Source organism: Halobellus sp. LT62 (assembly GCF_037031285.1).
Taxonomy (GTDB): domain Archaea; phylum Halobacteriota; class Halobacteria; order Halobacteriales; family Haloferacaceae; genus Haloquadratum; species Haloquadratum salinisoli.
Window position 1 is genome coordinate 359,870 of sequence record NZ_JAYEZO010000002.1, and the last position, 25,939, is coordinate 385,808.

Genomic DNA, 25,939 nt, shown 5'->3' on the forward strand with positions numbered 1-25,939 from the left:
GTTGTCTCCCGCGCTGCTGTGCCGAACAACCGCTACACAGCGCGGGGCGGATATCAGATCACGCTGGGTGTGGTCCCATCTTCACAGATAAACGCTCGCCGCAGAGGAACCACCGAGTATTTGTGTCCGGACGGACAACGAAATCGCCGTATGCGACACCTCGGACTGAAAGCGCGGATGGCGATCGTCGGATCGATCCTGTTCGCGTTCTACGCCGTCGCGGCCGTCGTCGTGATGGGCGTCTTCGGCTGGCCGCTGCCCCTCGTGCTCGCGGGCAGCGTCGCCTTCGTCGGCGTCCAGTACAAGATCGGTAAGTGGATGGCGCTTCGGAGCGTCGGCGCGGAGGACCTCTCGGAGGACCGGTATCCGGAGATCCACCGCCGCGTCGAGTCGCTCTCGGAATCGATGGGGATCGACAAGCCCCGCCTGATGATCGCGCGGATGGGCGTGCCGAACGCCTTCGCCATCGGTCGGAAGGGCGCGGGAACCGTTGTCGTCAGCGAGGAACTCCTCTCGCGACTCGACGCCGACGAGGTCGAGGGCGTCCTCGCGCACGAACTCGCGCACATCCGTAACCGCGACGTCGTGATGATGGTACTCGGGCAGGGCGTCGCCTCCATCGTCGCCATCGTCGCCCAATGGGTCGTGCTCCTGACCGGCGACAACGACATCGCCGATTTCTTCCTCGCGATCGTCGTCGGCCAGATAACCCAGTTACTGGTGATGCTTTTCGTCTTCGCCATCTCGCGGTATCGCGAGTACGTCGCCGACGGCGACGCTGCAGACGCCATCGGCGGCGGCGAACCGCTGGCGCGGGCCTTAGAGAAGATCAGCCGCGGCAACGAGCGGAGCCAGGACTCGGCGGTCGACTCGCAGGTGAACGCGCTCTGCATCTTCGGCGAGGAGCGCGGTCTCGCGCGGCTGTTCGCGACGCACCCGCCGATGGAAAAGCGCATCGAGCGGCTCCGGAACTGATAACTGAAGAGAGATGACTGACTCGACGCTACGATGACCGACGTGCGAACGCTCGCGGCGGCCGTGTTGGGCGTCGCGCTCGGGATCCTGTTCGTCGCGGCCCCCGGGACGATCATCCAAGTGCAGACGGCCGGGCGGCTCCCGCAGGACCGACACGGCCGCTACGGTGAGGACGGCGTCTCGGTCGACAAGGACGGGGTCTCGAACGGCGAGGGCGACGCGTCGGGTGGTGCGGGGAGCCGGGGCAGCGACTCGACTGCTCTCGCCCGTTGGCGTCGACTCGTGCAGGTCGTCGGCGTCGCGTTGATTCTCGGCGGCGGCTACTTCGCGTGGACGCTCCTCTGAGCTAGAACAGTAGCGCCGCGGCTGTCGCGGACTGCTGGAGCTCTTCTGCGCCCGCGAATCGGATCGCGAGATACAGCAGCGAAAAGAGTGTGGCGTTGTACGCGCCGTGGATCAGCGCCGGGACGACGATGTTGTCCGTGAGTTCGTACATCGTCCCGAAGACGAGCGTCGGAAGGACGAGCACCGTGATACTGACGACTCGGGCCTGCGGCGCGCCCGACAGCGAGAAGTAGTGGATCGACGCGAAGATGAGGCTCGCGAGGAAGATCGCCAGCGGCGCGGGAAGCGCCTCGCTCAGTCGGTTCTGGACGATTCCACGGTAGAGTAGCTCCTCGCCCGGGCCGATCAGGAGAAACGACGCCGGGATGAGAAGCAGCAGGAGCTCCGGGTTCTCCATTCCCATCTCCGCGGTCGTGTTCGGAGCCGCCTCCGCGCCGACCGTCGTGATGATCACCGACGCGAGCATAAGCAGCGCCAGCGAGGCGACGTAGCCCGCGACGACGAACGCGACTTCCCGGAGCGACGGCACACGGACGCCGACGTACCCGATGCCCGCGCCGCGGTACCGGAGGTACGCGAGCGCGACGCCGCCGAACCCGACGCCTGTCGCCAGCGCCAGCGAGAGGATGACGCTCAGGAGCGGGGTGATCGAGACCCCGGCGACGCCGAGCGCGAGGACCGTGGCGACGACGAGGATACCGCCGACGCCGATGCCGACGACAGAGAGCAACACGGCGACGAGGAGCGCGCGGAGGACGGTGAGAACGGAGTCGGACGTGGGCACCGAGTCGTCCGCCCCGCCGGTTGGATTCAGTTCGGAGGACACACTCGACGTTCGCACTCGCGCGTCAAAGTCCTGTCTCCGTCGACCGAGGCGCGTCGAGCCGCTCTCGGTTAGCAGTAAGTCGCAGGTCCGATACGGATCAGCGCCAACGGTCGGCGAGTTCGTATCGCGTGATCCCGAGGACCGTGCGGCCGTCTCGGATCTCTCCCTCGACGACGTCGCCCAGCAGCTCCTCGTAGTCCGCCACGTCGACCCGGATGCTCTCGTTGAAATCGAGGTCCTGCTCTCCGACCGGCTCGCAGTCGCGCGCGAGGAAGTAGTGATGGACGCTGTTCAACAGGCCGTTCGCCGGTTCGGCCGCGAAGAGGTGTTCGACGCTCCCCGCTTCGTAACCGGTCTCCTCGGTGAGTTCGCGGCGGGCGACCGCCGCGAGGTCGTCGTCCTCGGGTTCGGCGCTCCCGGCCGGCAGGCCGCGGTTGATCCGACCGACCGCCTGCCGCCACTCCTCGATGACGACGACGTCGCCGTCGGGCGTGAACGGGAGCACGACGATCGCGGCCGGTTCGTCGACGTAGTGGAAGTCGGTCTCGGTGCCGTCCGGGAGCACGACGTCGTCGCGGCGGACGTCGAACCCCGGACACGTGTAGTCGACTCCGCTATCGGTCGTCTCCCACGTCAGTTCGTCGACAGGCGATTCGTGCTCATCGCCGTCGGCGCGCTCGTCACTTTCGATCCCCTCGTCGCTGTCGGGGCCGCTCTCGGCTCCATCGTCGCTGTCGGGGCTGCTCTCGCTCCCGACGTCGCCGTCGAGTGTCTCGGAGTCAGTCATACCGGTCCCCTCTGCCCGGACGGACAAGAAATCGTGGGGTGTCGGTCACTGAGGGCTCTCGCTCAGCCCCGAGTCAACCGATCGCGGAGGATGACTCCGAACCCGGAGAGAACGCAGACGAGCGAGACGATCGTGACGGCGACGTGACCCTCGTTGAACCAGAACGGCGTCTGCAGCCCCGTCTGGAAGATCACGAGCAGGAAGGAGAGGACGGGAACGTCTCGGCCCTCGCCGATCGTCGTGGGCTCGTCGCTTTCGGCGTCGGCGTAGGAGGTCGCACCGACCGTTTCGCCCTCGGGGAGGCGTTCGGCCTCGTACGGTACTTCAGGCGTCCCGTAGCTCCAGACAGTCGCCCCAGAGCGGTTCACCTCGACGATCCGTTTGTTCAGCGAGTCGGTGATGAGCGTGTTACCGTTGTCGAGGCGGTCGGCGTCGCGCGGCCAGTTGAAGTTGACGCCCTCGGCGGCGTAGATCTCCCAGACGACCTGCCACTCGCCGCTCTCGTCGCGTTCGAGTTCGACCACGCGGTCGTTGTGGCTGTCGGCGACGAGCACTCGGCCCTCGCCGAGCCACTGCGGGTTGTGCTGCTGGCGCAGCAGCGTCGGGTCGCCCTGCGTCGTCTCCTCATCACCGTTGACGACTTCGACGACGCCCTCGCCGCGCTCGACGATCACCAACTGGTGGGCGTTGCGGACGGAGACGAGGTAGCGATCCTCGCTAATCACGTCGACGTCGTTGATGTGGAGCCAGTCGGTTCGGGTGGGGTCGTCAGGCGCGTCGTAGCGATCGCTGGCGTTCCACTGCCACGTGACCTCGCCGTCTTTCACGGTGAAGATCCGCTCGTGCTCCATATCGCTCACGAGGAACTCGCCGGAGTCGAGCAGTTCGACGTCGTGGACCTCGCTGTTCGCCTGAGAGCGCACGGGGAAGGAGTACTCGTATTCGACTTCGGGCTCAGCGGTGCTGTCGTCGTTCGGATCGATGATCCGGAATCCGGTGTGCGTACACGGCGATTCGTAGGGGCCGCAGTCCTCGTAGCCGCCCTGCATGAATCCCGCCATCACGCTACCGTTATCGAGCATCGTGACGTCGAAGTAGCTGTCAGTGTCGCCCGTTTTCCACGCCGTCTCGCGGCCGTCCAACAGGTAGACGGAGCCGTGATCGTGCAGCCCCGGACCGCCGCCCTGCGACCCGACCAGCGTCTGTCGGGTCTCGTTGTCCGCTGCGCTCCCGACGTCGGGCGCGAGCGCGGCACCGACGACGAGCGAGGAGACGAGGAGGAGAACGCCGATAGCGACGAGCACGACACCCGCGCGACACCTGAGGGGGGAACCATCGCCGAAAGGGACCAGATCTCGCATCGATTGGGTAGTTCAACCACGACGGACGAGAAAAGCGGTTCGATGCACAGTTCCCCCCGCCCGCTAGTGCGGGTCCAGGGTTCGCGATCGAATCGATGTTCGACTCGACGGCCGGTTCCACGTGCGATTCGACAGTCTATTTCACGCCTGATTCGACGCTGCGGCTTTCAGCTCGATCCGGTAGTCGAACGGATCGGTGAGATAGACCGCCGGCGCGACGCCGGTCGCTCCGAGGGGTTCGAGCCGTCGGTCGATATCGACGCCCGCGGCCGACAGTGCCGATTCGATCCCGTCGATCGTCTCGTCGATTCGGACGGCGACGTGGTCGTACGCGGTCCGCTCGCTCGCGGGATCGAAGTCCGCGTCGGGCTCGAGATGTATCACCGCTCTGGGCGCGAGTCGAACCGAGAAGAACGGCTTCTCGCCCGATTCGTACAGGCCCATCCCGTCGATATCGAACCCGAGTGCGTCGCGGTAGAACTCCACTGCGGTTTCGACGCCGTCGTCGGGGATACTCAGGTTCACGTGATCGATCGCGATTCCGTTCATAGGGGTCGTTCGAGCCCCGAAAGCAAAAGGCTGGATGCCGACTCCCGTCTCCGAACGGGCGAACTGGTGAACGGATCGCACGCGGTGCGAGTCGACATCCGAAGAGCTATTTTCCGCGCCGGGTAGATCCGACCTGATCGATGTTCGTCGGCCACGAGTTCCTCGCGTTCGCGCTCGTCGGGTGGGGCGCCTCCCGACTCGGAGCCGACTCCCCCGCCGCCCTTCGGCTCGGTGCGGTCGCGGGACTCGCGGCGCTGCTCCCGGACCTCGACGTCCTCTACGCCGTCGCGACCTACGCTGTCGCCGTGACGGCCGGGACGCCGCTCGGCTGGGAGGCGTTCTGGGGCGTCGCGAACGGCGTCCACCGCGTCGTTACCCACCCGCTCCCCGTCGGCGTCGCGGCCGCGCTCGTTTTCGGGGTGGGGGCCGCGGTCGGTTCGAGACGCGCTTCATCCCGGGCCGTTTCCCTTCCTCTGGCGACACTCCTCTACGCGCTCGCCGCGATTCTCTACGTTTCATTTCTCGTCTATTTGCTTTGGACGACCGCGGGAACGGCCGCCGCAGTCGTCGCCAGTGCGTTTCTCGCGGTCGTCGGCGCGGTCGGCGGGGTGGCCGGCCGACAGATTCGACTTCCCGCGGTCGTACTGGCCGTCGCCGCCGGTGTCGGATTCCTCACGCATCCCTTCGGCGACGTTTTTCTGGCCGCGCCGCCGCCCCTTCTCTCGCCGTTCGGCCCGCCGGTTCTCACTGAACGAGTCGCCCTCGCCGCCGACCCGACGCTGGAAATCTTCGGCGTGCTGTTCGTCGAACTCGCGGCCGTCTGGCTCGGCGTCCTCGTCGCGTTGGATCTGGGAGTCGCGGAGGCGCACAGGTCTTCGTCCGCTACTGTCCGACGTGGCGTTCTCGGGCAGCTACGTGCAACGATCGACCGCTATGCGGGCGTCGGCGTCGCGTACGCGGTCACCGCGCCCATCCTCCCGCGGCCGACGGTGGTCGACGCTCACGTGCTCGGATTCACAATCGTCCCGTTGGCGGCGGTCGTCGGTCTGTCGGCCGCCGTTCGCCACCGGTCGCGGATCACGCGGTGGGAGCAGGCGGAGGAGTCGGAACCGACGCGACAGCCACGTGCGCACTCGGCGCTCTTCGGCCTCGTCACCGGTCTCGCGACGTTGACCCTCGCGGCAGTCGCGTACGTGTCGACGTACGCACTCACGACTGCTGGAGTGCTGCCTCTCGCGCTCGGGTGAGGAGATTTTCCCGTTATCGAATCCCGATTCCTGTCATCGAATCCAAACGTTTAGTACTGCTTGTAGTGAATCGATAGTACGAGGCTGACCCGGTCGTTCACCCCTCCGACCTGATTTGATCCCCCTCAGTACAATGGTCACAGACTTCGACTCCTCGATCGATATTCTGGAAGAAAACGCCCTCCTTTGGTGGTGCGGGGCGATCACGTTCTTCCTCGTCGGCGACGTCGTCACGACGCTCGCCGGCCTGCAGTTGCGAACGGTCGTCGAGGCCAGTCCCGTCGCAGCGTGGCTGATCAACGCCTACGGGCTGCCGATGATCCTCCCGATCAAGGTGCTCATCGTCTGCGGGTTCTACGGACTCTACCGACTCGTCCCCCGGCCCCACTGTATCGGCGTGCCGCTCGGACTGTGCGCGCTCGGATTCGTCGTCACGGTGTGGAACGGCGCGGTCATCGCGGCTGCCGTGATGTGAACGCTCTTCGTTTCCGTCGCTATCGCTCGTGGTCGGTGAGAGGTGGGGAAAATGGGCCGGCTCAGATTCGAACTGAGGTTACGGCCACCCGAAGGCCGAAGGATACCAAGCTACCCCACCGGCCCGCATACGAACAGTCGGCGTTTGGTCTTTTAACGCTTCCGAACCGAATCAGACCGCGCGCGGATCCACCAGCCTGCGACCGTCACGCCTCGAAATACAGCGATCGATGGCGACGACACCCGGGGTTGAACGCCGCTCCGCAGTTCGGGCACGCGTCGTCGCCGTCGAGATACGCTCGCGCTGACAGCGTCGTCTCGCAGATGCCGCACAGCACCGCCGCCTCGTCGAATCGATCGCGCGGCCACAGTTCCGGGTCGTGATCGGCGGTTTCCGCGTGGCAGGCATGACACGGCGAGAACACCTCACAGCAGCCGAATCGAAGCGCGACGACGTCGACGGCGGTGTGCCAGTGCGCGCACCGGGTCTCGTCGTCGACCGCGACGCCCCGGAGCGATACCGGAAACCGGTCGTCGAGGGCGGGCGCGTGCGTCGTCCGAAGCGGTTCGGTGCGCGCGTCGTCGGACGCGGGGGGCGTTCCGGGTTCGCCCGTTCGATCCCGACGGTCCTCACACATCGCTCTCAGTACTCGGTGTAGCCTCGGGTGTCGAGGTAGTTGTGCGCGACGGTGATCGTGTGGTCCGCGTGGAGGACTTCGGGACCGACGCGGACCCGTTTGTCGCCGCGCTCTGCGAGGAGCGAGCGCTCCTCGTCGGTGAAGTCGTGGTGGTCCGAGAGCACGAACAGGGGGTCCTCGGGCGGGTCGACGTCGACGATCGGGTCCCCCTCCTCGTGGAGCGTGAGAAGCGTCGGGTCCTCGTGGACGTCGTCGGCGACGGCCTCGAGCGTCTCCTCGAACCCCATCCGACGGATCGAGACGCCCGGGGTGCTCTCGGCCGGCATATGTCCGATCGCGTCCTCGCGGTGTTCGAGGGCTTGTCGGACGAGCGCGGCCGTGCTCCGCTCGTCGGGGTTGAGGCGGCGGAGTTCGCCCCCCTCGAAGCGGACGGTAAACTCGTCGCCGAGGACGAGGTGGACGCGCACGTCCTCGCGGATCGAGTGCGAGAGGAAGAACGCGCTGTTGACGCAGCGGCAGAGGACGTCGAGCCGTCCCGCCGCGCCGGCGAGGTCGTCGAGCGAGAAGTCGGGCGTCGTCGGGGCGTCGTGGCCGACGATCAGGAACTGTCGCATAGGGCGTCTCGCCGCTGGAACACCAAGAGTCGGTCGTTCGCGGGCGGCGGCGTCGGGACCGGCGTCGACCGCCCCCTCGACCCTATTCCGCGAGCCCGTAGCCCCGCCGGAAGAGCGCGACGTCGAGCGCGAGCACGACGACGGTGAGCCCCGCGAGCACCGCAAGCGACGCGTTCGGATCGACCTCGCTGACGCCGAGGAACCCGTACCGGACGCCGTTGACCATGTAGATCATCGGATTCAGGAGCGACACCTGCTGGACCGTCGCGGGCAACTCGTTCAGCGAGTAGAAGACGCCGCCGAAGAAGACCAGCGGTCGGAGGATGAACTGATTCAGCATCGTCAGGTCGTCGAAGTCGTCGGCCCAGAGCCCGGCGACGACGCCGAGGCTCGCGAACAGCGCCGTGATGACGACGCCGAAGGCGACCAGATACAGCGGCTGGACGACGCCGACGTCCGTGAAGAACGCGCCGATGAGCGCGATGAGCGTGCCGACGATCGCGCCGCGGATCGCCGCGGCGAGGACGTACGCGCCGACCATCGTCTCGTACGACAGCGGCGAGGTGAGCACCTCCTCGATGTATCGATTCCAGCGGCCGTGGAAGATGTTAAACGAGGTGTTCTCGAAGGCGTTCGAAATCGCGCCGAGGACGACGAGGCCCGGGAGAATAAAGAGGATGTACGGCACGCCGGCGATCTCGTTGATCCGCTCGCCGAGGATCACCCCGAAGACCGAGAAGTACAGGACGTTGGTAATAAATGGCGGCAGGAAGGTGTTCCGCGGGCGACGGAGGAAGCGGAGTACCTCTCTCCGCAGCAACGCGAGGAAGCCGGTCGTATCGACGCTCATTGCGACGCCACCTCCGAGGTCGCGCGTCCCTCCTCATCCGCACGCGTCATCTCGACGAACACCTCTTCGAGCGACGTGCGCTGGATTTCGAGGTCGACGATCTCGTGGCCGTCCTCGTCGAGCAGTCCCACGATCTCGGGGGCGACGAGTCCGCCCTGCGTGGCGGTCACGACGAGGCGCGTGCCGTCCAGTTCGACCGACTCGATCCGGTCGTCGCGCGCGGCGAAATCCGGCACTGCGGTCGGCGCGTTCCGCAGTTGTACGACGACGTCGTCGGTGCCGCGGTCCATCAGTTCCTCGGGGCTGGCGACGTCGAGGACGCGGCCGGAGTCGAGGATCGCGACCTCGTCGCAGAGCCGCTCGGCCTCCTCGATGTAGTGCGTCGTGAGCAGGATCGTCGTCCCCCGCTGGTTCAGGTCGACGATGGTTTCCCAGAGCTCGTGGCGCAGCTGCACGTCGACGCCGGCGGTCGGCTCGTCGAGGATCAGCAGATCGGGCTCGGTGATGAGCGCTCGCGCGAGCATAAAGCGGCGCTTCATCCCGCCGGAGAGCCAGTCGAAGCGCGTGTCGCGCTTGTCGTAGATTCCGACGCGTTTCAGAACCTCCTCGGCCCGCTCGCTGGCGCGCTCCCGGGAGATCCCGTGGTAGCCGGCCTTGTGTTCGAGCACCTCGTGGATCGGAAAGAAGCGGTCGACGTTGAACTCCTGCGGCGCGAGGCCGATGCTGTCGCGCGCCTCGCGGTAGTCGTCCTCGACGTCGTGACCGAACACTCGCGCCTCGCCGCCGCTCTTGCGGACGAGTCCGACGAGGACGTTGATGAACGTGGTCTTGCCCGCGCCGTTCGGGCCGAGGAGGCCGAAGAACGACCCCCGGGGGACCGTGAGATCGACGCCGTCGAGCGCCTGTACGTCGCCGTAGGACTTCCGCAAGTCGCGGATCTCGATCGCAGGCTCCATTCACACACCGGTCCGGTCTCCGTGGACCTAAGGACCACGAAGTCCGACAGCGCTGCCTCGACCGGTGGCGGGGCCGCCGGAACACCGAAGCGCGTTCGCATCGACGAGCGACCGTGAACCGGACGAACCGCGAACCCGGAGACGATGGCGTCGTCGCTGTCGACTCCGACGTCGTCGATGGTCTCTCTCCCGGCGCGACGGAGCGACTACTCCGCATCCGTCGACTGAGCCGCCTGCTCGACAGCGCGGTCGAGATCCCCGGAACGACCGTGCGCGTCGGGCTCGACCCGGTCTTGGGGCTCCTCCCCGGCGTCGGCGACGCGACCGCCACCGCGGCATCGGCGTACGTTGTTGCCGAGGCCGCGGCGCTCGGCGCACCGCGGGCGACGCTCGCACGGATGGTTCTGAACGTCGTTGTCGATGCCCTGCTCGGGTCGATCCCGCTCGTCGGCGACGCCTTCGACGCGGTCTGGCGCGCGAACGACCGGAACGTCCGACTCCTCGAACGCCGACTGCGCGATCCCGGTGACGACGGCGTGCGCCGGGACCGACGCGTCGTGATCGCGTTGGGGTTCGTCGTCTTCGCCGGTACGCTGGCCATCAGTCTGCTCGTGCTCGCGACCCTGTGGTGGCTCCTCGGCGTCGCTGGCGGCGTCCTCTGATCGGCGATTGCTGACCGGAGAACGTCGACGGGTGGGAATGGAAGGGGCCGCGCTCTCGACGTAGGAGGACGACGTAAGCACCGCAGGCCGAAGGCCGAGGAGCGCAGCGAGTCCCCCGAGTCGAGAGCGCGGGGGCTTCCGGGGTCTTCACTGCGTTCTCACAACGTGACCACTCGAATCCATACTGTATCGGCGGCGAAAGGACAAGAACAAAGCGAGCACCCGCACAGATACCGATATGAGCATTCTCGCCGACGCCCGCGCGCTCGCCGCGCAGGAACCCGTCTGTGACGCCTGTCTCGGCCGGGCCTTCGCGGATCGGAGCTTCGGGTTGACGAACGCCGAGCGGGGCAAGAGCCTCCGGATTGCGGCCGCGCTCGACGACGACGAGCCGTACGAGCCGGTCGACACGGTCGACTGCTGGGTGTGCGAAGGCCGCTGCGCGGAGTTCGACCAGTGGGCCGAGCGCTGCGCCGCGGCGGTCGAGGGCGTCGAGTTCGACACCTACCAAGTCGGGACGCGCACGCCGCCGCTGATCGAGGAGAACGAGATCCTGCTCCGGGAGGGCGCGGGCCTCCCCGAGGGCGCGGGCGAACTGTTCAAATCCGAGTTCAACCGCGAGGTCGGCAAGCGAGTCGGGCGACTCACCGACACCGACGTCGACTTCGGTCGTCCGGACGTCCAGTTCACGCTCGATCTGGAGGCCGACTCCGTCGACGTCGCCGTCCACTCGGCGTTCGTCTACGGCCGCTACCGGAAACTCGAACGCGACATCCCACAGACCGAGTGGCCCTGCAACGCCTGTCAGGGCTCGGGGTACGTCGGCAAACAACCCTGCGAGAAGTGCGACGGGACGGGCTATCTGTACCAGGACAGCGTCGAGGGACTCACCGCGCCGATCGTCCGCGACGTGATGGACGGGACGGACACGAAGTTCCACGGTGCGGGCCGCGAAGACGTCGACGCGCGGATGCTCGGCACCGGCCGCCCGTTCGTCATCGAGGTGATGGAACCCCGTCGCCGCCGAATCGATGTCGAGCGGTTGGAGGGCGATATCAACGCATTCGCGGAGGGCCGCGTCGAGGTCGAAGGGCTCAGACTCGCCGACTACGAGATGGTCGAACGAGTGAAGAAGCTCGACGCCTCGAAGCGCTATCGGGCCGAAGTCGAGTTCGGTTCTCCCATCGCTGCGGACGCGCTCGCCGAGGCCCTCGACGAACTCGAAGGCGCGACGATCGAGCAGTACACGCCGCACCGCGTCGATCACCGACGGGCGAGTCTCACTCGCACGCGAGAGGTGTACGAGACGGGCGGCGAACTCGACGACGACACGCACGCGACTGTCGAGGTTCACGGGGCGGGCGGCCTGTACATCAAGGAACTGATCTCCGGCGACGAGGGGCGCACGAACCCCAGCCTCGCGGGGATCCTCGATGTCGACGCCGAGGTGACGGCGCTCGACGTCGTCGGCGTCTACGGCGAGGACGAACCCTTCGAGGACGAGACGTTCTTCCTCGACGGCGACAGCTCGGCGGCGAGTGACGCGGACGGTGCTGTTGCGGAGGGCGACGAGGTCGACGCCGTTGACGACCCGGACGACGCGAACGACGAGGAATGACACCCGGAGACGCGAACGTCGGCAGCGACGAGGCCGGAAAAGGCCCGGTGCTCGGCCCGATGGTCGCCGCCGCGGTGCGCGCGTCGTCGGAGGCGATTCCGGACAGCGTAGACGACTCCAAACGGCTCGCCCCCGAAACCCGCGAGTCGATCGCCGAGCGGCTGCGGAGACACGAGGACGTCGCCATCGGCGTCGCGGTCGTCTCGACCGATCGGATCGACGACCCCGAGACGGATATGAACTCGCTGACGGTCGACGCCCACGCCGAGGCTATCGCCGCCGTGGCTCGCGGGGACGACGCGGTCGTCACCGACGCGGGCGACGTCAGCGAGTCACGTTTCGGGCGTCGCGTTCGCGAGGGCGTCGCGTCGCGCTCGCGCTCGGACTCTCTCCCGCTCGACGTCCACGCCAAACACGGCGCTGACGAGACGTACCCGCTGGTCGCGGCCGCGTCGGTCGTCGCGAAGGTCCACCGCGACGCCGAGATCGACGCGCTCGCCGAGGAGTACGCCGAGTACGGGCCGCTCGGCAGCGGCTATCCGAGCGATCCGACGACACGGGATTTTCTCCGCCGGTACGTCGCCGAGACGGGGGAGTTGCCCGCCTGCGCTCGCGCGTCGTGGTCGACGTCGACAGACGTGCTCGCGGCGGCAGAACAGTCGGCGCTGTCGGAGTTTTGAAGCGAGGATCCAGCGGGCGAAGCGCACGCGACAGACCTGACTACTGCATCGAGTCGAGGGAGACGAACGATCCCTCTTCGGCGGAGATCCACGTCGTCTGTCGCGCTTCCGGCTCCGTCTCAACGGGATAGATCGTACACTCGTCGGCATCGCCCTCGTACGTCTCGACGCGGGCGACGAGGACCTGTTCGCGGTCGTGCTCGTCAGTCTCGGTGTCGCCAGCGAGTGCGTCGGCAGCGGTGCCGTTTTCGTCGGACGGGCGGTCAGTGGGGAGATCAGTGTCGATGGGCATTGTGTGTCTCGTTTCCTCCGTTTCCGACGGAGAGTCGGTGATAGTTGTCGCCCAGTACAGTTCGGAGTTGTCGCGGTATCGTATTTAAATGGTCGCCTATTCTTGTAGGGTGAGATTCGGCGACGAGGAGGCGTCTGTGGCGTCGTCAGCGACGGAGTGGGCGTGAAAATCCGGTTCTCTCAGCGGTCCACCGTCGTCAGCGCCCGCAGGATGTCTCCGTACGCCGGGCGAGTGACGAGCACCCCGACGAGGACGCCGAGGATGGTGAAGATAGCGAAGCCCTGCAGGTCGCCGAGCGAGAGGATCGCCAGCGGCGACATCGCGATGATCGTCGTCGCCGCCGCGGCCCCGATCACCCAGAACGCCTTCCGGAAGCGCGACTGGAAGACGCGTCTGGAATCGATCTGGCCCTCGGCCATCACCTCGTCGGCGATGATGATGAGGTCGTCGACCCCGGTACCGATGACCGCGATGAACCCGGCGATGACCGAGAGGTCCAGCGGGTAGCCGATCCCGGCGGCGAATCCGAGGAGGATCACGACCTCCGAGAGCGCGGTCACGACCATCGGCGCGGCGACGCGGATGTCGCGGTAGCGGAAGAACACGGTTCCGCTGACGGCGAGCACGGCGATGATTCCGGTGATGAGTGAGTTGGTGCGGAAGTCCGCCCCTTGACTCGGCGAGATGTACGAGGTCGTTCCGCCGCTCTCACTGGAGAAGTCGAGCTGTGCGGGGAGCGCACCGGCGCGGAGATTGATCGAGACTTCCTGCGATTCCGAGACGTTCGTCGTCTGGAGTTGGAAGACCGGGTTCTGCGCCCATTCGCCGCTTCGCATACTGTCGGCCAGTCCGGGGCTCATCCCGAAGGCGTTCGTCACCTCGCCGTTGACGACGAGAAGGAGACACGGCTCGGTGCTGTTCGGGTTGCGCTCGTAGTCGCAGCGCGTTCCGCCGGACTGCGCGAGGCCGGAATCCCGCATCGACTGTTGGAAGTCGGGTGCGACCGACTCGGAGACCGTAACGGGAACGTACGCGCCGCCGCCGTCGCTCTCTTGGGCGGTACCGATGCTTTGGAAGTCCTCCTGCTGGAGGACGACGTCGCGGTTGTAGTCGCTGCCGTTCTCAGCCGGGTAGTACGCCTCGATCACGACCGTCCCGCGCTCGCCGACGAGATCGCGAACCTGCGAGGTGTCCTGATTCGGGACCTCGACGAGGATGTAGTTCTCCCCTTGGGCGGTCGTCACCTGCTGGACCGTCCCGCCGGAGAGTCCGGCCTCGTTGATCTTGTTCTCGAGGATGCGGACGACCTCCTGTCGCGTCGTCTCAGTGACGCCCTCTCGGGTGCTCTCGTAGTCGTACCCGGCCGCATCGAGCGCCGCTTCGAGGTCGTCGGTGCCGACGCCCTCGGCGGTCACTTCGACGGTACTCGTCGGCCCCTGCGAACCGGGCTGTGCGGTCGACTGACCGCTCTGTGTGCTGATTCGGGCGATCACGTCGGTCGGGCCGGCCCCGTCGAGTTCCTCGGCGACGTTCTGTTCGACCGTCCGCGGCTCGTCGCCGCCGAAGTCGACTTCCTCGGCTGTCACGCCGACGAGCGGCGCGCGGACGCGGGTGCCGCCGGATAGTTCGAGTCCGTACTGGAGGTTGGTGATTCCGGGCTCGGCGGCAGTGTTTCCGCCGCCCTCGCCGCCGTCGTCGGCCCCGAGCGTCGGTGAGAACAGCGCGAACCCGGAGATGAGGATGAACACGACGAGAAGGAGGACTCGCCAGTTGTCCCGGACGTCGATCATTACTGGTTCACCCCCTCGAACTTGTACCAGCGAAGCAGACTCAAGTTAAGCAGGTACGTGTTCATCAGGTCGGTCGCCAGTCCGAAGACGAGCACCGTCCCGATCGCGGCGAGCAACTGAATTCCGAACAGCGTCGCCGTGATCGTCATCACGATCATCGCGACGATCGACGTCAGCGTCATCGTCACACCGGTCCGCATCGCCCGATATGTCGATTCGTAGAAGTCACCCGAGCGACGGAGGATGTGATTATTGAGGAGGATGTCCGAGTCGACGGAGTACCCGATGAGCATCAAGAGCGCGGCGACCGTCCCGAGCGAGAGTTTGATCCCGAGCACGTTCATCAGCGCCAACGGGATCATAATGTCCGAAAACGCGGAGATGACGACGGCGATCGACGGGACGAACACGCGGAACATCGCGAAGACGAGCACGCTCATCCCGAGGAATGCGACCGCGAGTCCGCCGAGTGCGAGCGTCTGGGTGTCCCCACCGAAGTTGGCTGAGACAGTCGAAATGGACCGTACGTCGAGTCCCGCGTCTTCGGCCTGCTGCTCTAACTCGGACGCTTGGACCGCGTCTGAGCCCGGATCGGACTGGAACGTCACGACGTAGACGTTCTGGGCGGGAACGGATCGAATGGACTCCGGCTCCGCGGAGAAGGCGGTTCGGATCTGCTGTTCGGCCTCCGACTGCGGGCCGTCGATCGCGACCTGTACCTCCGTTCCGCCGGTGAAATCGATGCCTTGGTTCACCGGCGAACCCGTCATCACGTACCACCCTCCGATGATGAGGAGCGCCACCGCCAAGACGGCCAACGGAATCGCCGCCAACTGGCGGTTCGTGTACCGGGTGTAGTCGACCTCCGGTACCGTAAACTCGACCATAATTGCCGGTGGAGAGCGCCGCCGAATAAGCCTTCTCATCGGTCGACAGGGGCTGCACGCTCGGTTTGGAACCACTTGCCGGGACCCGACGGAGTCGGTGGCGGTGAGGGCAACGCGTCGAGAACGCCGAGCGCGCTATTTCTCTTCGACGACGTCTGCCTCCTCGAGGCTAATTGTCCCGGTGGGCCGGTCGCTCCCGTCGAAGATATACCGTTCGTCCTCGGTCTCGATGACGATCGCGTTCGCTCCGAATTCGCTGGTCTCGTCTCCGATCGAGACGGCTATCCCGGCACGGTCTCCCATCGTCTCACCGAGGAACTGGGCGTCGGCTCCCGCGAGGTCGGTGAGCTCCGCTTCGTCTACCGGGCCGTAGAACAGGTACGCGGCACCCGCCTCCGTGTTCCCGATATCGCTGTCGGGGACCCCGACGAGAAGTCCGTCGAGCCCGCTTGACGTGGCCTCTAGCCCGCCCGACGAAGCGTTGTTACGGCTGACGACCCAGCCGGGGCGCTCGTCGATCGACAGTCGCGCCGAGCGATCGGGGAGGGGCTGTACCGGTTCCGCGAAGTCCTCCGGTCGGTCCTCGACGCGGAAGAGCCCCCAGAGACCGGCTTCTAACCGACGACGCATCTTCATCCCTTGGTAGATGAAGTCGCCGGTCTCGTTCCGGAGACCGCCGGCTCTCCCTTGCGGCTCGATCCGAAGCATTTTCCCCGGACTGATGGAGTTTTCGACGCCGATACGGGGCGTTTGGGGAACGCGACGGAACCGGTTCCACAGGTGGCCTGCGATGTGGATCGAGACGCCCCGTGGTCCACCAGACGCCTGACTCACCTGAAACTGCACGGGGTCGTCGAGGTAGGCGTTCAAGACGGGAGTCGCCGGATCGCCGTGGATATCCGAGCTGTAGACGAGGTGCTCCGCCGGGTTCTCATCGAACCGCCTACTGAACGGTTCGGCCCGGTTGTTGACGCCGACGTACCCCTGGTCTTCGGCGTCGCCGATTTGGTTACACGGCGTGTTCGGATCTTGGTCGGGATCGTCGTCGTTCCTCGGAACGACGCACGATCCGTCGGGGTTGACGACGTACCGTTTGTCGCTTATCGAGAGCGAGAACTGCCGGTAATCGGACCCGTTCGGATCCTTGACCATTACGTCCGACCCGACACTGACCGGTTCGGCCGTCCGTGAATCGAGCCACGTCGATCCCTCGGGTTCGATGTACAGATTGCCGGACGCCCCGTGGTGATGGGTGCCTCGCGGATCGGCCATATCCCACAGCACGCACCCCTCTAGGTTGCGTTCGGCGTACCAGCGGTAGGTAATCGACTCGCCGGGTGCGATCGTCTGATCGTAATTGAACCCCACCGTCGCCCCGTCTGATCCGTTCACGTCGTACGTGAGCCGCTGGGGATGTAACGAAATTCGGTTCGAGCGCTCCCACGGCTTATTCGTACGCATTTCGGGATCTGCGTGTGCGTCGTCGGGCGTTTCGGGCAGCTCGTTCGTGAGGGTGACCTCGACGCAGTCGCCCGCGTTCGTGTGAATAGCGAGCGGTTCGGCCGGACGATCTCCCGACCGGATTTCCTCGACGTGCTCGTCGATCGCGTAGACGATTCCGTGGGGGTCGTGATCGCCGTAGTCGTTGAACTCGATCTCGTTCTGGAATGCGGTGACATCGTAGCTTCTGACCGGCGCGCCGTCGGGACAGGGATCGCCGGGATTCGGCGCTTTGGGTGGGGCCGCTCCGATCTGGTCGTTCCGTCGTGCGTCGTGGTCCGCCGGACGACTTCGGTCAGCGTTGTCATCGTAGCGGAGCTTCGCCTTGTGACCCAGTTCCGTCCACCGCCCGTCGAACGGGGCCGGGTGGCCCATCTCTCGAAGGTCGTCATCGCCGATACTCGGTTCGGGCGATTCGCGGTCTGGGAGCGGCTGGAGGTGATTCACTTCGCCACCCCACGAACGGAGGAGTCCCCACATCCCATCCCAGAGGTCGTCCATAACCGCCGAGCCGTAGAGGTAATCGCGGACCGGCAGGCCGTTCGGGTTGTCTCTTCTCGCGAAGTCGGTCTCCTCTCGAGCGCGGAACGTAAACGCTTCGGAGGGACCGATGACCTGCGACGTCGAGTCGGCGGGATCGAATCCGTCGGGGTTGGGAAGGAGGCCGTGCGTCGTGAAGTTGTGCTGCTCCTCGTGGTTCCCGTTCACGAGCCGGATTCGAACCGGGTCGTCCTCGTACATCTCACAGACCGGTGTCGACGGATCGCCGTGCACGGCGGAGCTGTGAACGTACGCCGCGTCCTCGTCGTCGCGGTGGTAGTACGGGGCGTTTCGGTAATTGATCGCCATCGTTCCGGCGTTGAGCGCGTGCTGGGTGTCGGGATTGACGAACTCGTCGGTCGTCCCTCGCTCGACGAGGGGCGCGAAGTCGTGATACAACAGCGTGAACTCTCGGAAGTCCTCGCCGTTCGGGTCCTCGATCATCGCCTGTGTCCCGCTCCGGATCTCGTCGCCGGTGTGCGGATCGAGCCAGCGCGACTCCTCCGGTTCGACGATCAAACTGGCGAACGTGCCGTGCATTCCCTCCCCGGTAGCCGTCATATGGTCGTGGAAGAAGACGGCCCCTTCCTCGTCTGCGTACCAGCGGTAGGTCCCCTCCTCGCCGGGATCGACGCCTTGGCTGTAGTTGTAGCCGACCGCCGTCGAATCGGAGCCGAGCACGTCGTACCCGACGAAGTGAACGTGGTTGGACACCTCTCCGGCGGGCTCGCCCGGAAGCAGGGCGTCCTCGGTCAACTCGTTTTTGAACGTGATCTGTACCGCGTCCCCGACGTTCGCGCGGATGACGAGCGGTTCGGGATTTATGTCGCCGTTCCGAACCGCCTCTGCGTCCTCTTCGAGGACGAACACGCGCCCTCGGGGGTCGTGGTCGCCGGCGTCGTTGTACACGACGTCTGCCGGCAGTGCGACGATCGTGTACTCCCGGACCGGCGCGTCGTCGTCGACGACGGGATCGACGTACGGTGCGCCCGGAACGAGCGCGTCGAACGCCTCCTGCTCGGCCTCGTTGGGCGCTCGATTCCATGGATTTCCGGGCGACATACTCGGCGCGTTCGGCTGAAGCTCGCCCTCGTCGACGAGCGTATCGAGGACTTCGATCCACCCGAGGTCGTCCGCGTCGGTCGGAATTTCCGGAGGGTTGTCCGGTAACGGCTGCAGATCGGGACGCTGCTTGTCGTGAACCCGCATAACGGCGTTCATCCCTTCCGTGTAATGCGGGAACAAGTGACAGTGAAACAGGTAGTCGCCAGCGCTCCCGTGGACGTATCCCGCGCCGACGGAGAACGCCTCCTCGAACGTCATATCCGGACGTGTCGTGCGCTCGCCGGCCCCAGCGATGAGATACTGTGGATAGGTCGCCCCCGGGCCGATCGTCTGTGAATCGATGGTGTCGGAGTCCAATCGTCCCTCGACCTCCTTCAGGCGGTGACCGTGGAGGTGGTGGACGTGATTCTCCTCGAGGTTCGCGCCGATCGGAACGAACTTGATCGGATCGCCCTTGTACGCGGGGAACGCGTTGTCCCCGAATCCGGGGTCGCCGTGGACCCACGAACTGTAGAACGCCTCGGTCGGTTGGTCCGCCAGACCGACACGCTCGCTCGTCTTCTCGGCGCGGTAGTTGATCCCGTGGGTGGTCTGAGGGACTCCCTCCACGTGGTCGACCTCCCCTTCGTTGAACGGGAAATCCCGTTCGGGAACAACGTCGCCGGGGTCGTGATATATCGGGACGAACTCGCGGTAGTCGGGAGCGTCGGGAGCGTGGATGTCCGCTTTCGTTCCGCTTCGGAGCGTGCCGCCGGTCACCGGATCGGTCCACGTGTAATTCCGGGGCTCGACGAGTATCGCGCCGAACAGTCCTCGGGCGAGCGCATTGGTTTCCTCCGGGTTTCCCTGCGGGTCGCTGTCCCACGCGTGGGCGGTCCCGTCCGCGAAGTAGAACGCGCCTTCGTTGTCGGCGTGTATTCGGTACGACGTCGATCCCCCCGCGGGGACCGTCGTGTCCGGGTTCCGTCCGACAGCCATTCCGTCCGACGTGTTCAGGTCATACGGCAGTCCCGTCGGATGGATCGAAGCCGGGCGATCGAGATCGTTGACGAACTCGATGTTGAGTATGTCGCCGTGGTTCGCTCTGAGGACGAGCGGTTCGATCACCGAGACGTCCGCCGGCTCCTCGTAGGACCCTTCGGCCGCTCGGACGGCCTCGATGTTCTCTTCGAGGACGTACATCGCGCCGTTGGGCTGGTGCAGTCCGAACGTGTTGTACGGGATGTCGACGTCGATCGCGTGGACGGTGAAGTTCCGAACCTGCGGTTCGCCGTCGTTGTGACGACATTGCTCGGCGTAGAACCCGAGCCTGAACGCGGCGGAGTCGGTCTGGATTCGGTTGCCGACGGTTTTCGGTACCTCCCATTCGAAACGGATGTGCTGGGTCTCTGAGTTCGAAAAGCAGTGTCGGTCCGTCGCCCCTCGGTCGCCGTCGAGGGGGACACGGCGATCGAGCGCGTCCAGCACCTCCCTTAACGTTCCGGAGATGATCTCTTCTCCGTCCTCGTACACCGCTCGGGCGGATATCACTTCGGGGAGTTCACCCACTCCCGTAACGTCCTCGCCTTCGGCCGCTACTTCCGCCTCAGTCTGGCCGTTCTCGTCGTTCTCGAGGAGTTCGCCCGTCAGCCAGACGAATCCGGGGTTATCGAACAGGTGGAGACTGAACGAGACGGATCCGCTATCGCCGGGTTTCACGTCGTCGAATTCGAGGACGGGTGGGCGGCCGCCGCCGTCGTCGAAAAGCTTCGAGAGGTCCGCGAACTGACCGCGGAAGGACGCCTCGACATCGGCCTGTTCGTCCCGGTCGAGTGCGTCGTAGTAGACGCCGTAACGCTCCCGTGCGATCTCATCGCGCGTTTCGATCTCGTCCTGTTCGTCATCGTCGTTTTCGTCCGGATACGCGTCGACGGGCTCTCCGTTGTAGATCTCCTGCCAGTCGACTTTCATATCGAACTCACCCGCTACGAGCGTGCTCTGCGTCGTCTCCGTATCGCTGAACATCGACCACGTCTGGCCGCTGGTGACCGCACCGATCCCGGTCGCGCCGAACGCAGCGAGGATGTGGCGTCGTGTGAGGTTTATCTCGGTCGATAGGTTCGTATTCGTCCCGCTATGCGTCTCGTCACCGCTGTCGAGATCGTCTGAATCGTGCTTCATACTGTGTTCCCTTCGATGTCACCGCTGCAGGCTCTCGCCCGAAACACCGTCTTCAGTCCCGCCGTCGAACGGGACGAGGCCCCCGTTCGCGCGAAGTCACCCGAGCTATCAGCGCCGTCCGAGTGGTCTACCCGGACTGAAAGCGGCTATGACCGGTTTCCGGAGGAGTCGGTATTGTTACCAGTTCCCTTCGAAACGGCAAAAAATGCTAACGAAACGATAGAAACGTAAAATCAGACGGTAACAACGTTTTAATGAGCGAATAGCTGTCGCTCTCCTCACGTCATTCGATCGATACTCAGCCCGAGCGAACAGTGCCGCGAGAGACGAGCGAGGCGTCGGACGGGAAGTGCAATCGTTACGGATCTCTCAGGGCGTCACGGCATATACCGCACCGAAAGCACGCCCGGCGACGACCGCACTTCGACGCGGTTCACGCCGAGACGCGCCGCCCGCGAGAGCAACTGTTCCTCGTCGTCGAGGACGTCGTCGACGGCGGCTTCGGTGTCGTCTTCCGGGACGGTAATCACGTGGATCTCGCCCGTTCCGGCGCGTTCTTCGAGCGCGAGTCCGCCGACCTCCTGATCTGCAGCGAGCTCTTTCGAGTGAGTTGTCGGCGGTTCGTCGCTCCGATCGATCGACAGCGATCGACGCGACGACGTTTCGACGAGCTGATAGGAGACGTTCAGCGGCGGGTCGGGGGCGACGACGCCCTCGACGACGTCGGCGCGTTCGACCCCCGGGTTCGAAGAGAGCGTGTGCACTTGGCCGCTCTCGACGTTTTTCAACACCGCGGAGTCGGACTCGGCGGCGGTCACGAGGAACGTCCCTTCGATCACTCCCTCGTCGTCGGATTCGGTAGCGACGCCCTGATTCGGTCTATCGAGGTCGCGATCGGCGTCAGTCATTGCCCCGTGTAGTCGGTCAGCGCACTTGCGGGTTTCGTCTGATCGTCGCCCGAACGGAGTCGAACCTTCAGCCGAAGATACGGTGCGCGAGGGCGACGAGAGCCGCTCCGGCGAGCGGCACGCTCCAAGAGAGCACGGGCGGAACCGCGTACAGCGCCGCGATAACCGGCGCGAAGGCCCCGCTCGGGGTCGGACGCGTCACGGTTTCGCCGTCCAGTGCGAACGTCTCCGGCATCGACGCGACGAGGCCGAGATACAGCGAGAGGAGGAAGACGAACCCGGCCACAGAGAGCGCCGCTTCGTGCCGTGTGGAACTCTCTTCGCCGCGTCGACGGCGGCGGGCGACGATCAGTACGGGAGCGATCGCCGGGAGCACCACGAGGAGCCCCACTACGATGTAGAACGCGCGCGAGAGCGTGAGCGAACCACCCGGGACGGCGGCGCTCTGACCGATCAGGACGACGACGGCGATGCCGACGAGCAGCGTGATCAGGCCGATCGCGAGCGCGCTTGCGACGACGTAGCACTTGAACAGCCGCGATTCGCTGGAACGCAGCGCGTAGGGGAACGCCCCGAAGACGCCGTCGTACCCGGATGCCATCGGACCGATTTGGACCCGCGGCGATTTCAACTACGCGGTTGTCGGCCGCTCCGGAGCCGTCACGGCCGTCGCCAGACCGACCGGTTTTTCGTCCGGGACGGTCGTTGAGGACGTATGTACGTCGACCTCGGCAGCGCGCTCGACGCGACGCCCGGCGTTTCCCGGGAGTCGCTGGAGCGACTGGACGAACAGGTGGCGGTCGCTCACGAACGGATACAGACCGGCCGCGACGACCACGAACACGGCTACGAGGCGCTGAACCTCCCCTCAACGGTCGATCTCGACGCTATCCGCGCCGCCGTCGAGCCGTTCTCTGACGTGGAAGCCATCCTGACCGTCGGCATCGGCGGGAGCGCGCTCGGCGCGGCCACCTTCGCCGACGCGCTCGCGGGGCCGGACGACCCCGACGCGTACTTCCTCGACAACGTCGATCCCGCGCACGTCTCGCGGCTCCTCGCTTCGCTTCCGCTCGATCGGACGGTCGTGAACGTGGTCTCTCGCTCGGGGACAACGGCAGAAACGCTGGCGAACTTCCTCGTCGTCCGCGAGGCGATGGCCGACGCCGGCGTCGACTGGACCGAGCAGACGTTCGTGACGACCGGCGAGTCGGGCAATCTCAGCTCGCTCGCGGCGAAACACGATCTCCCGTCGCTCGCGGTTCCCGACGGCGTTCCGGGGCGATTCTCGGCGCTCTCGACGGTCGGACTCGCCGCCGCGGCGATTCAGGGCCACGACCTCGATGCGATCCGGGCGGGCGCGAGCGAGGCGGTGACGGGGCTCTCCGGCTCGCTGTTCGAGACGCCCGCGTACGCCTACGGCGCGACGACCTACGCGCTGGCGAACCGCGGTGCGGTGACCAACGCGATGATGCCGTACGCCGAGCGGCTGGAGACGTTCGCCGAGTGGTTTTCCCAACTATGGGCCGAAAGCCTCGGAAAGGACGGCCTCGGGCAGACGCCGGCGCGGGCGCTCGGCGCGACCGACCAGCACTCACAGCTCCAACTGTACCGCGCGGGTCCCCGGGACAAGCTCGTCACGCTGGTCCGACCACGGGAGTACGCCGATCGATCGATTCCCGAGACTGACCTCGACGGGCTGGCGTACCTCGGCGGCTCCTCGCTCGGCGACCTGCTCGACGCCGAGTTCGAGGCGACGGAGGCGAGCCTCGTCGAGTCGGGCGTGCCCGCGATCCGCGTCGAGATCGACGCCGTGGACGAGCGGAGCCTCGGCTCGCTGCTCTACGAGATGGAGGCCGCCTGCGTGCTGTACGGCGAGCTCGCGGCGGTCTCGACGTTCACCCAGCCCGCGGTCGAGTGGGGGAAGCGCGCGGCTCGCGGGCTGCTCGGCGGCGGCGACTTCGCGGAGGCCGATGCGGTCGACGAGCGGACGAGCCTCGTCGTCGAGTAGTCGCGGTTGCAGTTGATGGCTTACAGTCGGCACCCGCATCGGTGACGTCGTCGGAACGTCTGCCACGTTCCGGTCGTCACCGACAATCCCGTGTCGCTGTGCCGAACAACCGCAGCACGACACGGGGCTATCGTCAGATCACGGGGACGCTGGTCCCGCCCTCGTATATAAACACTCGCCGTCGTTTGAGCAGGCGACGGCGACGGGCGATCATCACTTGCCAGCGGTTCGCCGCAACTTCTTTATCCAAGTCCCACGTGTGTCAACGCAACACGAGTGCTGAGGGTACTCGTGATGGTGAGCCGTGCTTATCCGATCCGAAGTTGGCAAGGGTTAAATGGCTCCCATCCGAACCGGGCTGTAGTATCCCGTGAGAATTTCTTCCCCAACCGACACCCACCGCACTCAGATATGGTAGACGTAAGCCAACACGAGCTCGTCCCGGAGCACACGCTCATCGATGAGGAAGAGGTCGAGTCGATGCTGACGCAGTACGACGTCAAGCGCGCGGAACTTCCGAAGATCAAACGGAAGGACCCCGCGATGCCCGACGACGCGGAAGTCGGCGACGTCGTCAAGATCGTCCGCGACTCGCGAACGACAGACAAAGCCGTCTCATACCGACTGGTGATCGAATGAATCGAGAGGACCGACGCGTCGTTTCGAGAGAGTACTTCTCCGAGGAGCGACTGGCAGAGCATCACTTCCGCTCGTTTAACAACTTCCTCGAGCGCGGAATGCAGGACGTCGTCACCGAGAAAGAACGTATCGAGACAGATATCGGCGACAAAGAGGGCGAAGAGCCCGTCTACGTCGAACTCGGCGACGTCCGCATCGAAACGCCTCGCGTCCGCGAGGCCGACGGGTCCGAAGAGCTGTTGTTCCCCCAGGAAGCCCGCCTCCGCAACATCACCTACGCCGCGCCGGTGTTTATGGAGATGTCCATCGTCCGCGGCGGCGAGGAAGAAGAGGAGATAGTCGTCGACACGACCGAGACCAAGGTCGGCCGGATGCCGATTATGGTCGGCTCGACGAAGTGCAACATCGCCGGCCTCACCGAGGAGGAACTGATCGAAATCGGCGAGGACCCCGTCGACCCCGGCGGCTACTTCATCGTCAACGGCTCCGAGCGCGTGCTGATGACGTCGGAGGACCTCGCGCCGAACAAGATCCTCGCCGAGTACGACTCCAAATACGGCGACGAGATCCAAGTGGCGAAGACGTTCTCCCAGCGCCGTGGCTACCGCGCGCTCGTTCTCTGTGAACGCAACCGCGAGGGGCTGCTCGAAGTCTCGTTCCCCTCGGTATCGGGCAGCGTGAACTTCGTGACGCTCGTCCGCGCGCTCGGACTCGAATCCGACGAGGAGATCGTCCACCGGGTGAGCGACGACCCCGAGATCGTGAAGTTCATGCTCGAAAATCTGGAGGAAGCGGACGTCCAGACCGAGCAGCAGGCGATCGAGGTCCTCGGTGAACGCGTCGCGGGCGGCCAAGGCAAGAACTACCAGCTGAAGCGGGCGAACTACGTCATCGACCGCTACCTGCTGCCGCACCTCCACGAGGACGGCGTCGAAGACGAAGACGTCCGAATCAACAAGGCGTACTACCTCTGCCGGATGGCCGAGGCGTGCTTCGAGCTCGCCTTGAACCGACGGGAGTCCGACGACAAGGACCACTACGCCAACAAGCGGCTGAAGGTCTCCGGCGACCTGATGAAGGACCTCTTCAGAACGGCGCTGAACAAGCTCGCACGCGACGTGAAGTACCAGCTCGAACGGGCGAACATGCGGAACCGCGACCTCACGGTCAGCACCGTGGTCCGCTCCGACGTGCTCACCGAGCGGCTCGAACACCCGATCGCGACGGGTAACTGGGTCGGCGGCCGCTCCGGCGTCTCCCAGCTCGTCGATCGGACGGACTACATGGGCGTTCTCTCGCACCTGCGTCGGCTCCGCAGCCCGCTGTCGCGGAGTCAGCCGCACTTCGAGGCGCGCGACCTGCACGCGACCCAGTGGGGTCGAATCTGCCCCTCCGAGACCCCCGAGGGACCGAACTGCGGACTGGTGAAGAACTTCGCGCAGGCGATGGAGCTCTCACAGAACATCGAGGACGAACAGTCGCTCAAGCGCGAACTGGCGTCGATGGGCGTCGAAGGAATTCCCGGTATCGAGGGACCGGCAGCCGGCACACCCGCGGACGACTAAAAC

24 protein-coding genes and 1 tRNA gene are annotated in these 25,939 nt (G+C 65.6%); 10 read left to right on the forward strand and 15 right to left on the reverse strand.

The annotated features are described in order from the left end of the window. Nucleotides 1–150: 150 nt before the first annotated feature. Both U5919_RS11105 and U5919_RS11110 read left to right on the forward strand, forming a co-directional pair. On the forward strand, nucleotides 151–975 hold the full coding sequence (locus U5919_RS11105) for a M48 family metallopeptidase (RefSeq protein WP_345786347.1): 825 nt from the start codon (nucleotides 151–153) through the stop codon (nucleotides 973–975). Between the two features lie 33 nt (nucleotides 976–1,008). Next, nucleotides 1,009–1,320 carry a hypothetical protein gene (locus tag U5919_RS11110; RefSeq protein ID WP_336024338.1) on the forward strand — a complete coding sequence of 104 codons (312 nt, stop codon included), beginning with the start codon at nucleotides 1,009–1,011 and terminating at the stop codon, nucleotides 1,318–1,320. Between the two features lies 1 nt (nucleotide 1,321). On the opposite strand, the gene U5919_RS11115 is transcribed toward U5919_RS11110, so the two are convergent. The 4 genes from U5919_RS11115 to U5919_RS11130 form a co-directional block, all read right to left on the reverse strand. Continuing rightward, a complete protein-coding gene (locus U5919_RS11115) occupies nucleotides 1,322–2,104 on the reverse strand; it encodes a CPBP family intramembrane glutamic endopeptidase (RefSeq protein ID WP_336025574.1) in 783 nt (260 codons plus the stop codon). Nucleotides 2,105–2,243: 139 nt separating this feature from the next. Continuing rightward, nucleotides 2,244–2,933: an NUDIX hydrolase gene (locus U5919_RS11120; protein ID WP_336024339.1), complete on the reverse strand. Its 690-nt coding sequence runs from the start codon at nucleotides 2,931–2,933 to the stop codon at nucleotides 2,244–2,246. 62 nt (nucleotides 2,934–2,995) lie between these two features. Beyond that, complete coding sequence (locus U5919_RS11125) at nucleotides 2,996–4,294, reverse strand: hypothetical protein (RefSeq protein ID WP_336024340.1); 1,299 nt, start codon at nucleotides 4,292–4,294, stop codon at nucleotides 2,996–2,998. A gap of 141 nt (nucleotides 4,295–4,435) precedes the next feature. Further along, the gene (locus tag U5919_RS11130) at nucleotides 4,436–4,843 is read right to left on the reverse strand and encodes a VOC family protein (RefSeq protein ID WP_336024341.1); all 408 of its coding nucleotides are present in this window, start codon (nucleotides 4,841–4,843) and stop codon (nucleotides 4,436–4,438) included. A 140-nt stretch (nucleotides 4,844–4,983) separates the two neighbouring features. Here U5919_RS11130 and U5919_RS11135 point away from each other — a divergent pair, with 140 nt between their 5' ends. After that, nucleotides 4,984–6,090 (forward strand): metal-dependent hydrolase, encoded by a 1,107-nt coding sequence (locus tag U5919_RS11135; protein ID WP_336024342.1) that lies wholly within the window; start codon nucleotides 4,984–4,986, stop codon nucleotides 6,088–6,090. 133 nt (nucleotides 6,091–6,223) lie between these two features. After that, entirely contained in the window at nucleotides 6,224–6,565 is a 342-nt protein-coding gene (locus U5919_RS11140; RefSeq protein WP_336024343.1) for a DUF5658 family protein, read from the forward strand. Nucleotides 6,566–6,617: 52 nt separating this feature from the next. Here U5919_RS11140 and U5919_RS11145 read toward each other — a convergent pair. The 5 genes from U5919_RS11145 to U5919_RS11165 form a co-directional block, all read right to left on the reverse strand. Next, nucleotides 6,618–6,690 (reverse strand) — tRNA-Pro (locus tag U5919_RS11145). A gap of 80 nt (nucleotides 6,691–6,770) precedes the next feature. Then, nucleotides 6,771–7,202: a CHY zinc finger protein gene (locus U5919_RS11150; protein ID WP_336024344.1), complete on the reverse strand. Its 432-nt coding sequence runs from the start codon at nucleotides 7,200–7,202 to the stop codon at nucleotides 6,771–6,773. Between the two features lie 5 nt (nucleotides 7,203–7,207). Then, complete coding sequence (trmY, locus tag U5919_RS11155; RefSeq protein WP_336024345.1) at nucleotides 7,208–7,816, reverse strand: tRNA (pseudouridine(54)-N(1))-methyltransferase TrmY; 609 nt, start codon at nucleotides 7,814–7,816, stop codon at nucleotides 7,208–7,210. A gap of 82 nt (nucleotides 7,817–7,898) precedes the next feature. Beyond that, nucleotides 7,899–8,666, reverse strand: coding sequence for an ABC transporter permease (locus U5919_RS11160; protein WP_336024347.1), 768 nt, complete (start codon nucleotides 8,664–8,666; stop codon nucleotides 7,899–7,901). After that, on the reverse strand, nucleotides 8,663–9,622 hold the full coding sequence (locus tag U5919_RS11165) for an ABC transporter ATP-binding protein (RefSeq protein ID WP_336024349.1): 960 nt from the start codon (nucleotides 9,620–9,622) through the stop codon (nucleotides 8,663–8,665). The genes U5919_RS11160 and U5919_RS11165 overlap by 4 nt, the downstream gene beginning before the upstream one ends. A 113-nt stretch (nucleotides 9,623–9,735) precedes the next feature. On the opposite strand from U5919_RS11165, the gene U5919_RS11170 reads away from it, so the two are divergent. The 3 genes from U5919_RS11170 (at nucleotide 9,736) to rnhB (ending at nucleotide 12,582) form a co-directional block, all read left to right on the forward strand. Next, nucleotides 9,736–10,284: a DUF4112 domain-containing protein gene (locus tag U5919_RS11170; RefSeq protein WP_336024351.1), complete on the forward strand. Its 549-nt coding sequence runs from the start codon at nucleotides 9,736–9,738 to the stop codon at nucleotides 10,282–10,284. Between the two features lie 238 nt (nucleotides 10,285–10,522). Continuing rightward, the gene (locus U5919_RS11175) at nucleotides 10,523–11,902 is read left to right on the forward strand and encodes a tRNA pseudouridine(54/55) synthase Pus10 (protein WP_336024353.1); all 1,380 of its coding nucleotides are present in this window, start codon (nucleotides 10,523–10,525) and stop codon (nucleotides 11,900–11,902) included. Next, nucleotides 11,899–12,582: a ribonuclease HII gene (gene rnhB, locus U5919_RS11180; RefSeq protein ID WP_336024355.1), complete on the forward strand. Its 684-nt coding sequence runs from the start codon at nucleotides 11,899–11,901 to the stop codon at nucleotides 12,580–12,582. Before U5919_RS11175 ends, rnhB begins: the two co-directional genes overlap by 4 nt. A 40-nt stretch (nucleotides 12,583–12,622) precedes the next feature. On the opposite strand, the gene U5919_RS11185 is transcribed toward rnhB, so the two are convergent. From U5919_RS11185 to U5919_RS11210, 6 genes are all read right to left on the reverse strand, one after another. Further along, the gene (locus U5919_RS11185) at nucleotides 12,623–12,874 is read right to left on the reverse strand and encodes a DUF7511 domain-containing protein (protein WP_336024356.1); all 252 of its coding nucleotides are present in this window, start codon (nucleotides 12,872–12,874) and stop codon (nucleotides 12,623–12,625) included. Between the two features lie 179 nt (nucleotides 12,875–13,053). Further along, on the reverse strand, nucleotides 13,054–14,664 hold the full coding sequence (locus U5919_RS11190) for a preprotein translocase subunit SecD (protein WP_336024358.1): 1,611 nt from the start codon (nucleotides 14,662–14,664) through the stop codon (nucleotides 13,054–13,056). After that, entirely contained in the window at nucleotides 14,664–15,551 is an 888-nt protein-coding gene (gene secF / locus U5919_RS11195) for a protein translocase subunit SecF (protein ID WP_336024359.1), read from the reverse strand. Before secF ends, U5919_RS11190 begins: the two co-directional genes overlap by 1 nt. Before the next feature lie 135 nt (nucleotides 15,552–15,686). Continuing rightward, a complete protein-coding gene (locus U5919_RS11200; protein ID WP_336024361.1) occupies nucleotides 15,687–20,816 on the reverse strand; it encodes a multicopper oxidase domain-containing protein in 5,130 nt (1,709 codons plus the stop codon). 377 nt (nucleotides 20,817–21,193) lie between these two features. Beyond that, nucleotides 21,194–21,724: a DUF5812 family protein gene (locus tag U5919_RS11205; RefSeq protein WP_336024362.1), complete on the reverse strand. Its 531-nt coding sequence runs from the start codon at nucleotides 21,722–21,724 to the stop codon at nucleotides 21,194–21,196. Nucleotides 21,725–21,791: 67 nt separating this feature from the next. After that, entirely contained in the window at nucleotides 21,792–22,325 is a 534-nt protein-coding gene (locus tag U5919_RS11210) for a DUF8056 family protein (protein WP_336024364.1), read from the reverse strand. Between the two features lie 114 nt (nucleotides 22,326–22,439). Here U5919_RS11210 and U5919_RS11215 point away from each other — a divergent pair, with 114 nt between their 5' ends. From U5919_RS11215 to U5919_RS11225, 3 genes are all read left to right on the forward strand, one after another. After that, entirely contained in the window at nucleotides 22,440–23,732 is a 1,293-nt protein-coding gene (locus U5919_RS11215) for a glucose-6-phosphate isomerase (RefSeq protein WP_336024365.1), read from the forward strand. Nucleotides 23,733–24,143: 411 nt separating this feature from the next. Then, complete coding sequence (locus U5919_RS11220) at nucleotides 24,144–24,371, forward strand: DNA-directed RNA polymerase subunit H (RefSeq protein WP_336024367.1); 228 nt, start codon at nucleotides 24,144–24,146, stop codon at nucleotides 24,369–24,371. After that, nucleotides 24,368–25,936 (forward strand): DNA-directed RNA polymerase subunit B'', encoded by a 1,569-nt coding sequence (locus U5919_RS11225; RefSeq protein ID WP_336024369.1) that lies wholly within the window; start codon nucleotides 24,368–24,370, stop codon nucleotides 25,934–25,936. Before U5919_RS11220 ends, U5919_RS11225 begins: the two co-directional genes overlap by 4 nt. Nucleotides 25,937–25,939 lie beyond the last annotated feature (3 nt).

Excerpts from the sequence above, each read along its gene's own strand:
- U5919_RS11105 (WP_345786347.1), top strand. The coding sequence starts at position 151 with ATGCGACACCTCGGACTGAAAGCGCGGATGGCGATCGTCGGATCGATC.
- rnhB (WP_336024355.1), top strand. The coding sequence starts at position 11,899 with ATGACACCCGGAGACGCGAACGTCGGCAGCGACGAGGCCGGAAAAGGC.
- U5919_RS11140 (WP_336024343.1), top strand. The coding sequence starts at position 6,224 with ATGGTCACAGACTTCGACTCCTCGATCGATATTCTGGAAGAAAACGCC.
- U5919_RS11215 (WP_336024365.1), top strand. The coding sequence starts at position 22,440 with ATGTACGTCGACCTCGGCAGCGCGCTCGACGCGACGCCCGGCGTTTCC.
- U5919_RS11210 (WP_336024364.1), bottom strand. The coding sequence starts at position 22,325 with ATGGCATCCGGGTACGACGGCGTCTTCGGGGCGTTCCCCTACGCGCTG.
- U5919_RS11190 (WP_336024358.1), bottom strand. The coding sequence starts at position 14,664 with ATGATCGACGTCCGGGACAACTGGCGAGTCCTCCTTCTCGTCGTGTTC.
- U5919_RS11160 (WP_336024347.1), bottom strand. The coding sequence starts at position 8,666 with ATGAGCGTCGATACGACCGGCTTCCTCGCGTTGCTGCGGAGAGAGGTA.
- U5919_RS11130 (WP_336024341.1), bottom strand. The coding sequence starts at position 4,843 with ATGAACGGAATCGCGATCGATCACGTGAACCTGAGTATCCCCGACGAC.
- U5919_RS11135 (WP_336024342.1), top strand. The coding sequence starts at position 4,984 with ATGTTCGTCGGCCACGAGTTCCTCGCGTTCGCGCTCGTCGGGTGGGGC.
- trmY (WP_336024345.1), bottom strand. The coding sequence starts at position 7,816 with ATGCGACAGTTCCTGATCGTCGGCCACGACGCCCCGACGACGCCCGAC.
- U5919_RS11110 (WP_336024338.1), top strand. The coding sequence starts at position 1,009 with ATGACCGACGTGCGAACGCTCGCGGCGGCCGTGTTGGGCGTCGCGCTC.
- U5919_RS11200 (WP_336024361.1), bottom strand. The coding sequence starts at position 20,816 with ATGAAGCACGATTCAGACGATCTCGACAGCGGTGACGAGACGCATAGC.
- U5919_RS11225 (WP_336024369.1), top strand. The coding sequence starts at position 24,368 with ATGAATCGAGAGGACCGACGCGTCGTTTCGAGAGAGTACTTCTCCGAG.
- U5919_RS11185 (WP_336024356.1), bottom strand. The coding sequence starts at position 12,874 with ATGCCCATCGACACTGATCTCCCCACTGACCGCCCGTCCGACGAAAAC.
- U5919_RS11120 (WP_336024339.1), bottom strand. The coding sequence starts at position 2,933 with ATGACTGACTCCGAGACACTCGACGGCGACGTCGGGAGCGAGAGCAGC.
- U5919_RS11165 (WP_336024349.1), bottom strand. The coding sequence starts at position 9,622 with ATGGAGCCTGCGATCGAGATCCGCGACTTGCGGAAGTCCTACGGCGAC.
- secF (WP_336024359.1), bottom strand. The coding sequence starts at position 15,551 with ATGGTCGAGTTTACGGTACCGGAGGTCGACTACACCCGGTACACGAAC.
- U5919_RS11205 (WP_336024362.1), bottom strand. The coding sequence starts at position 21,724 with ATGACTGACGCCGATCGCGACCTCGATAGACCGAATCAGGGCGTCGCT.
- U5919_RS11125 (WP_336024340.1), bottom strand. The coding sequence starts at position 4,294 with ATGCGAGATCTGGTCCCTTTCGGCGATGGTTCCCCCCTCAGGTGTCGC.
- U5919_RS11150 (WP_336024344.1), bottom strand. The coding sequence starts at position 7,202 with ATGTGTGAGGACCGTCGGGATCGAACGGGCGAACCCGGAACGCCCCCC.
- U5919_RS11220 (WP_336024367.1), top strand. The coding sequence starts at position 24,144 with ATGGTAGACGTAAGCCAACACGAGCTCGTCCCGGAGCACACGCTCATC.
- U5919_RS11175 (WP_336024353.1), top strand. The coding sequence starts at position 10,523 with ATGAGCATTCTCGCCGACGCCCGCGCGCTCGCCGCGCAGGAACCCGTC.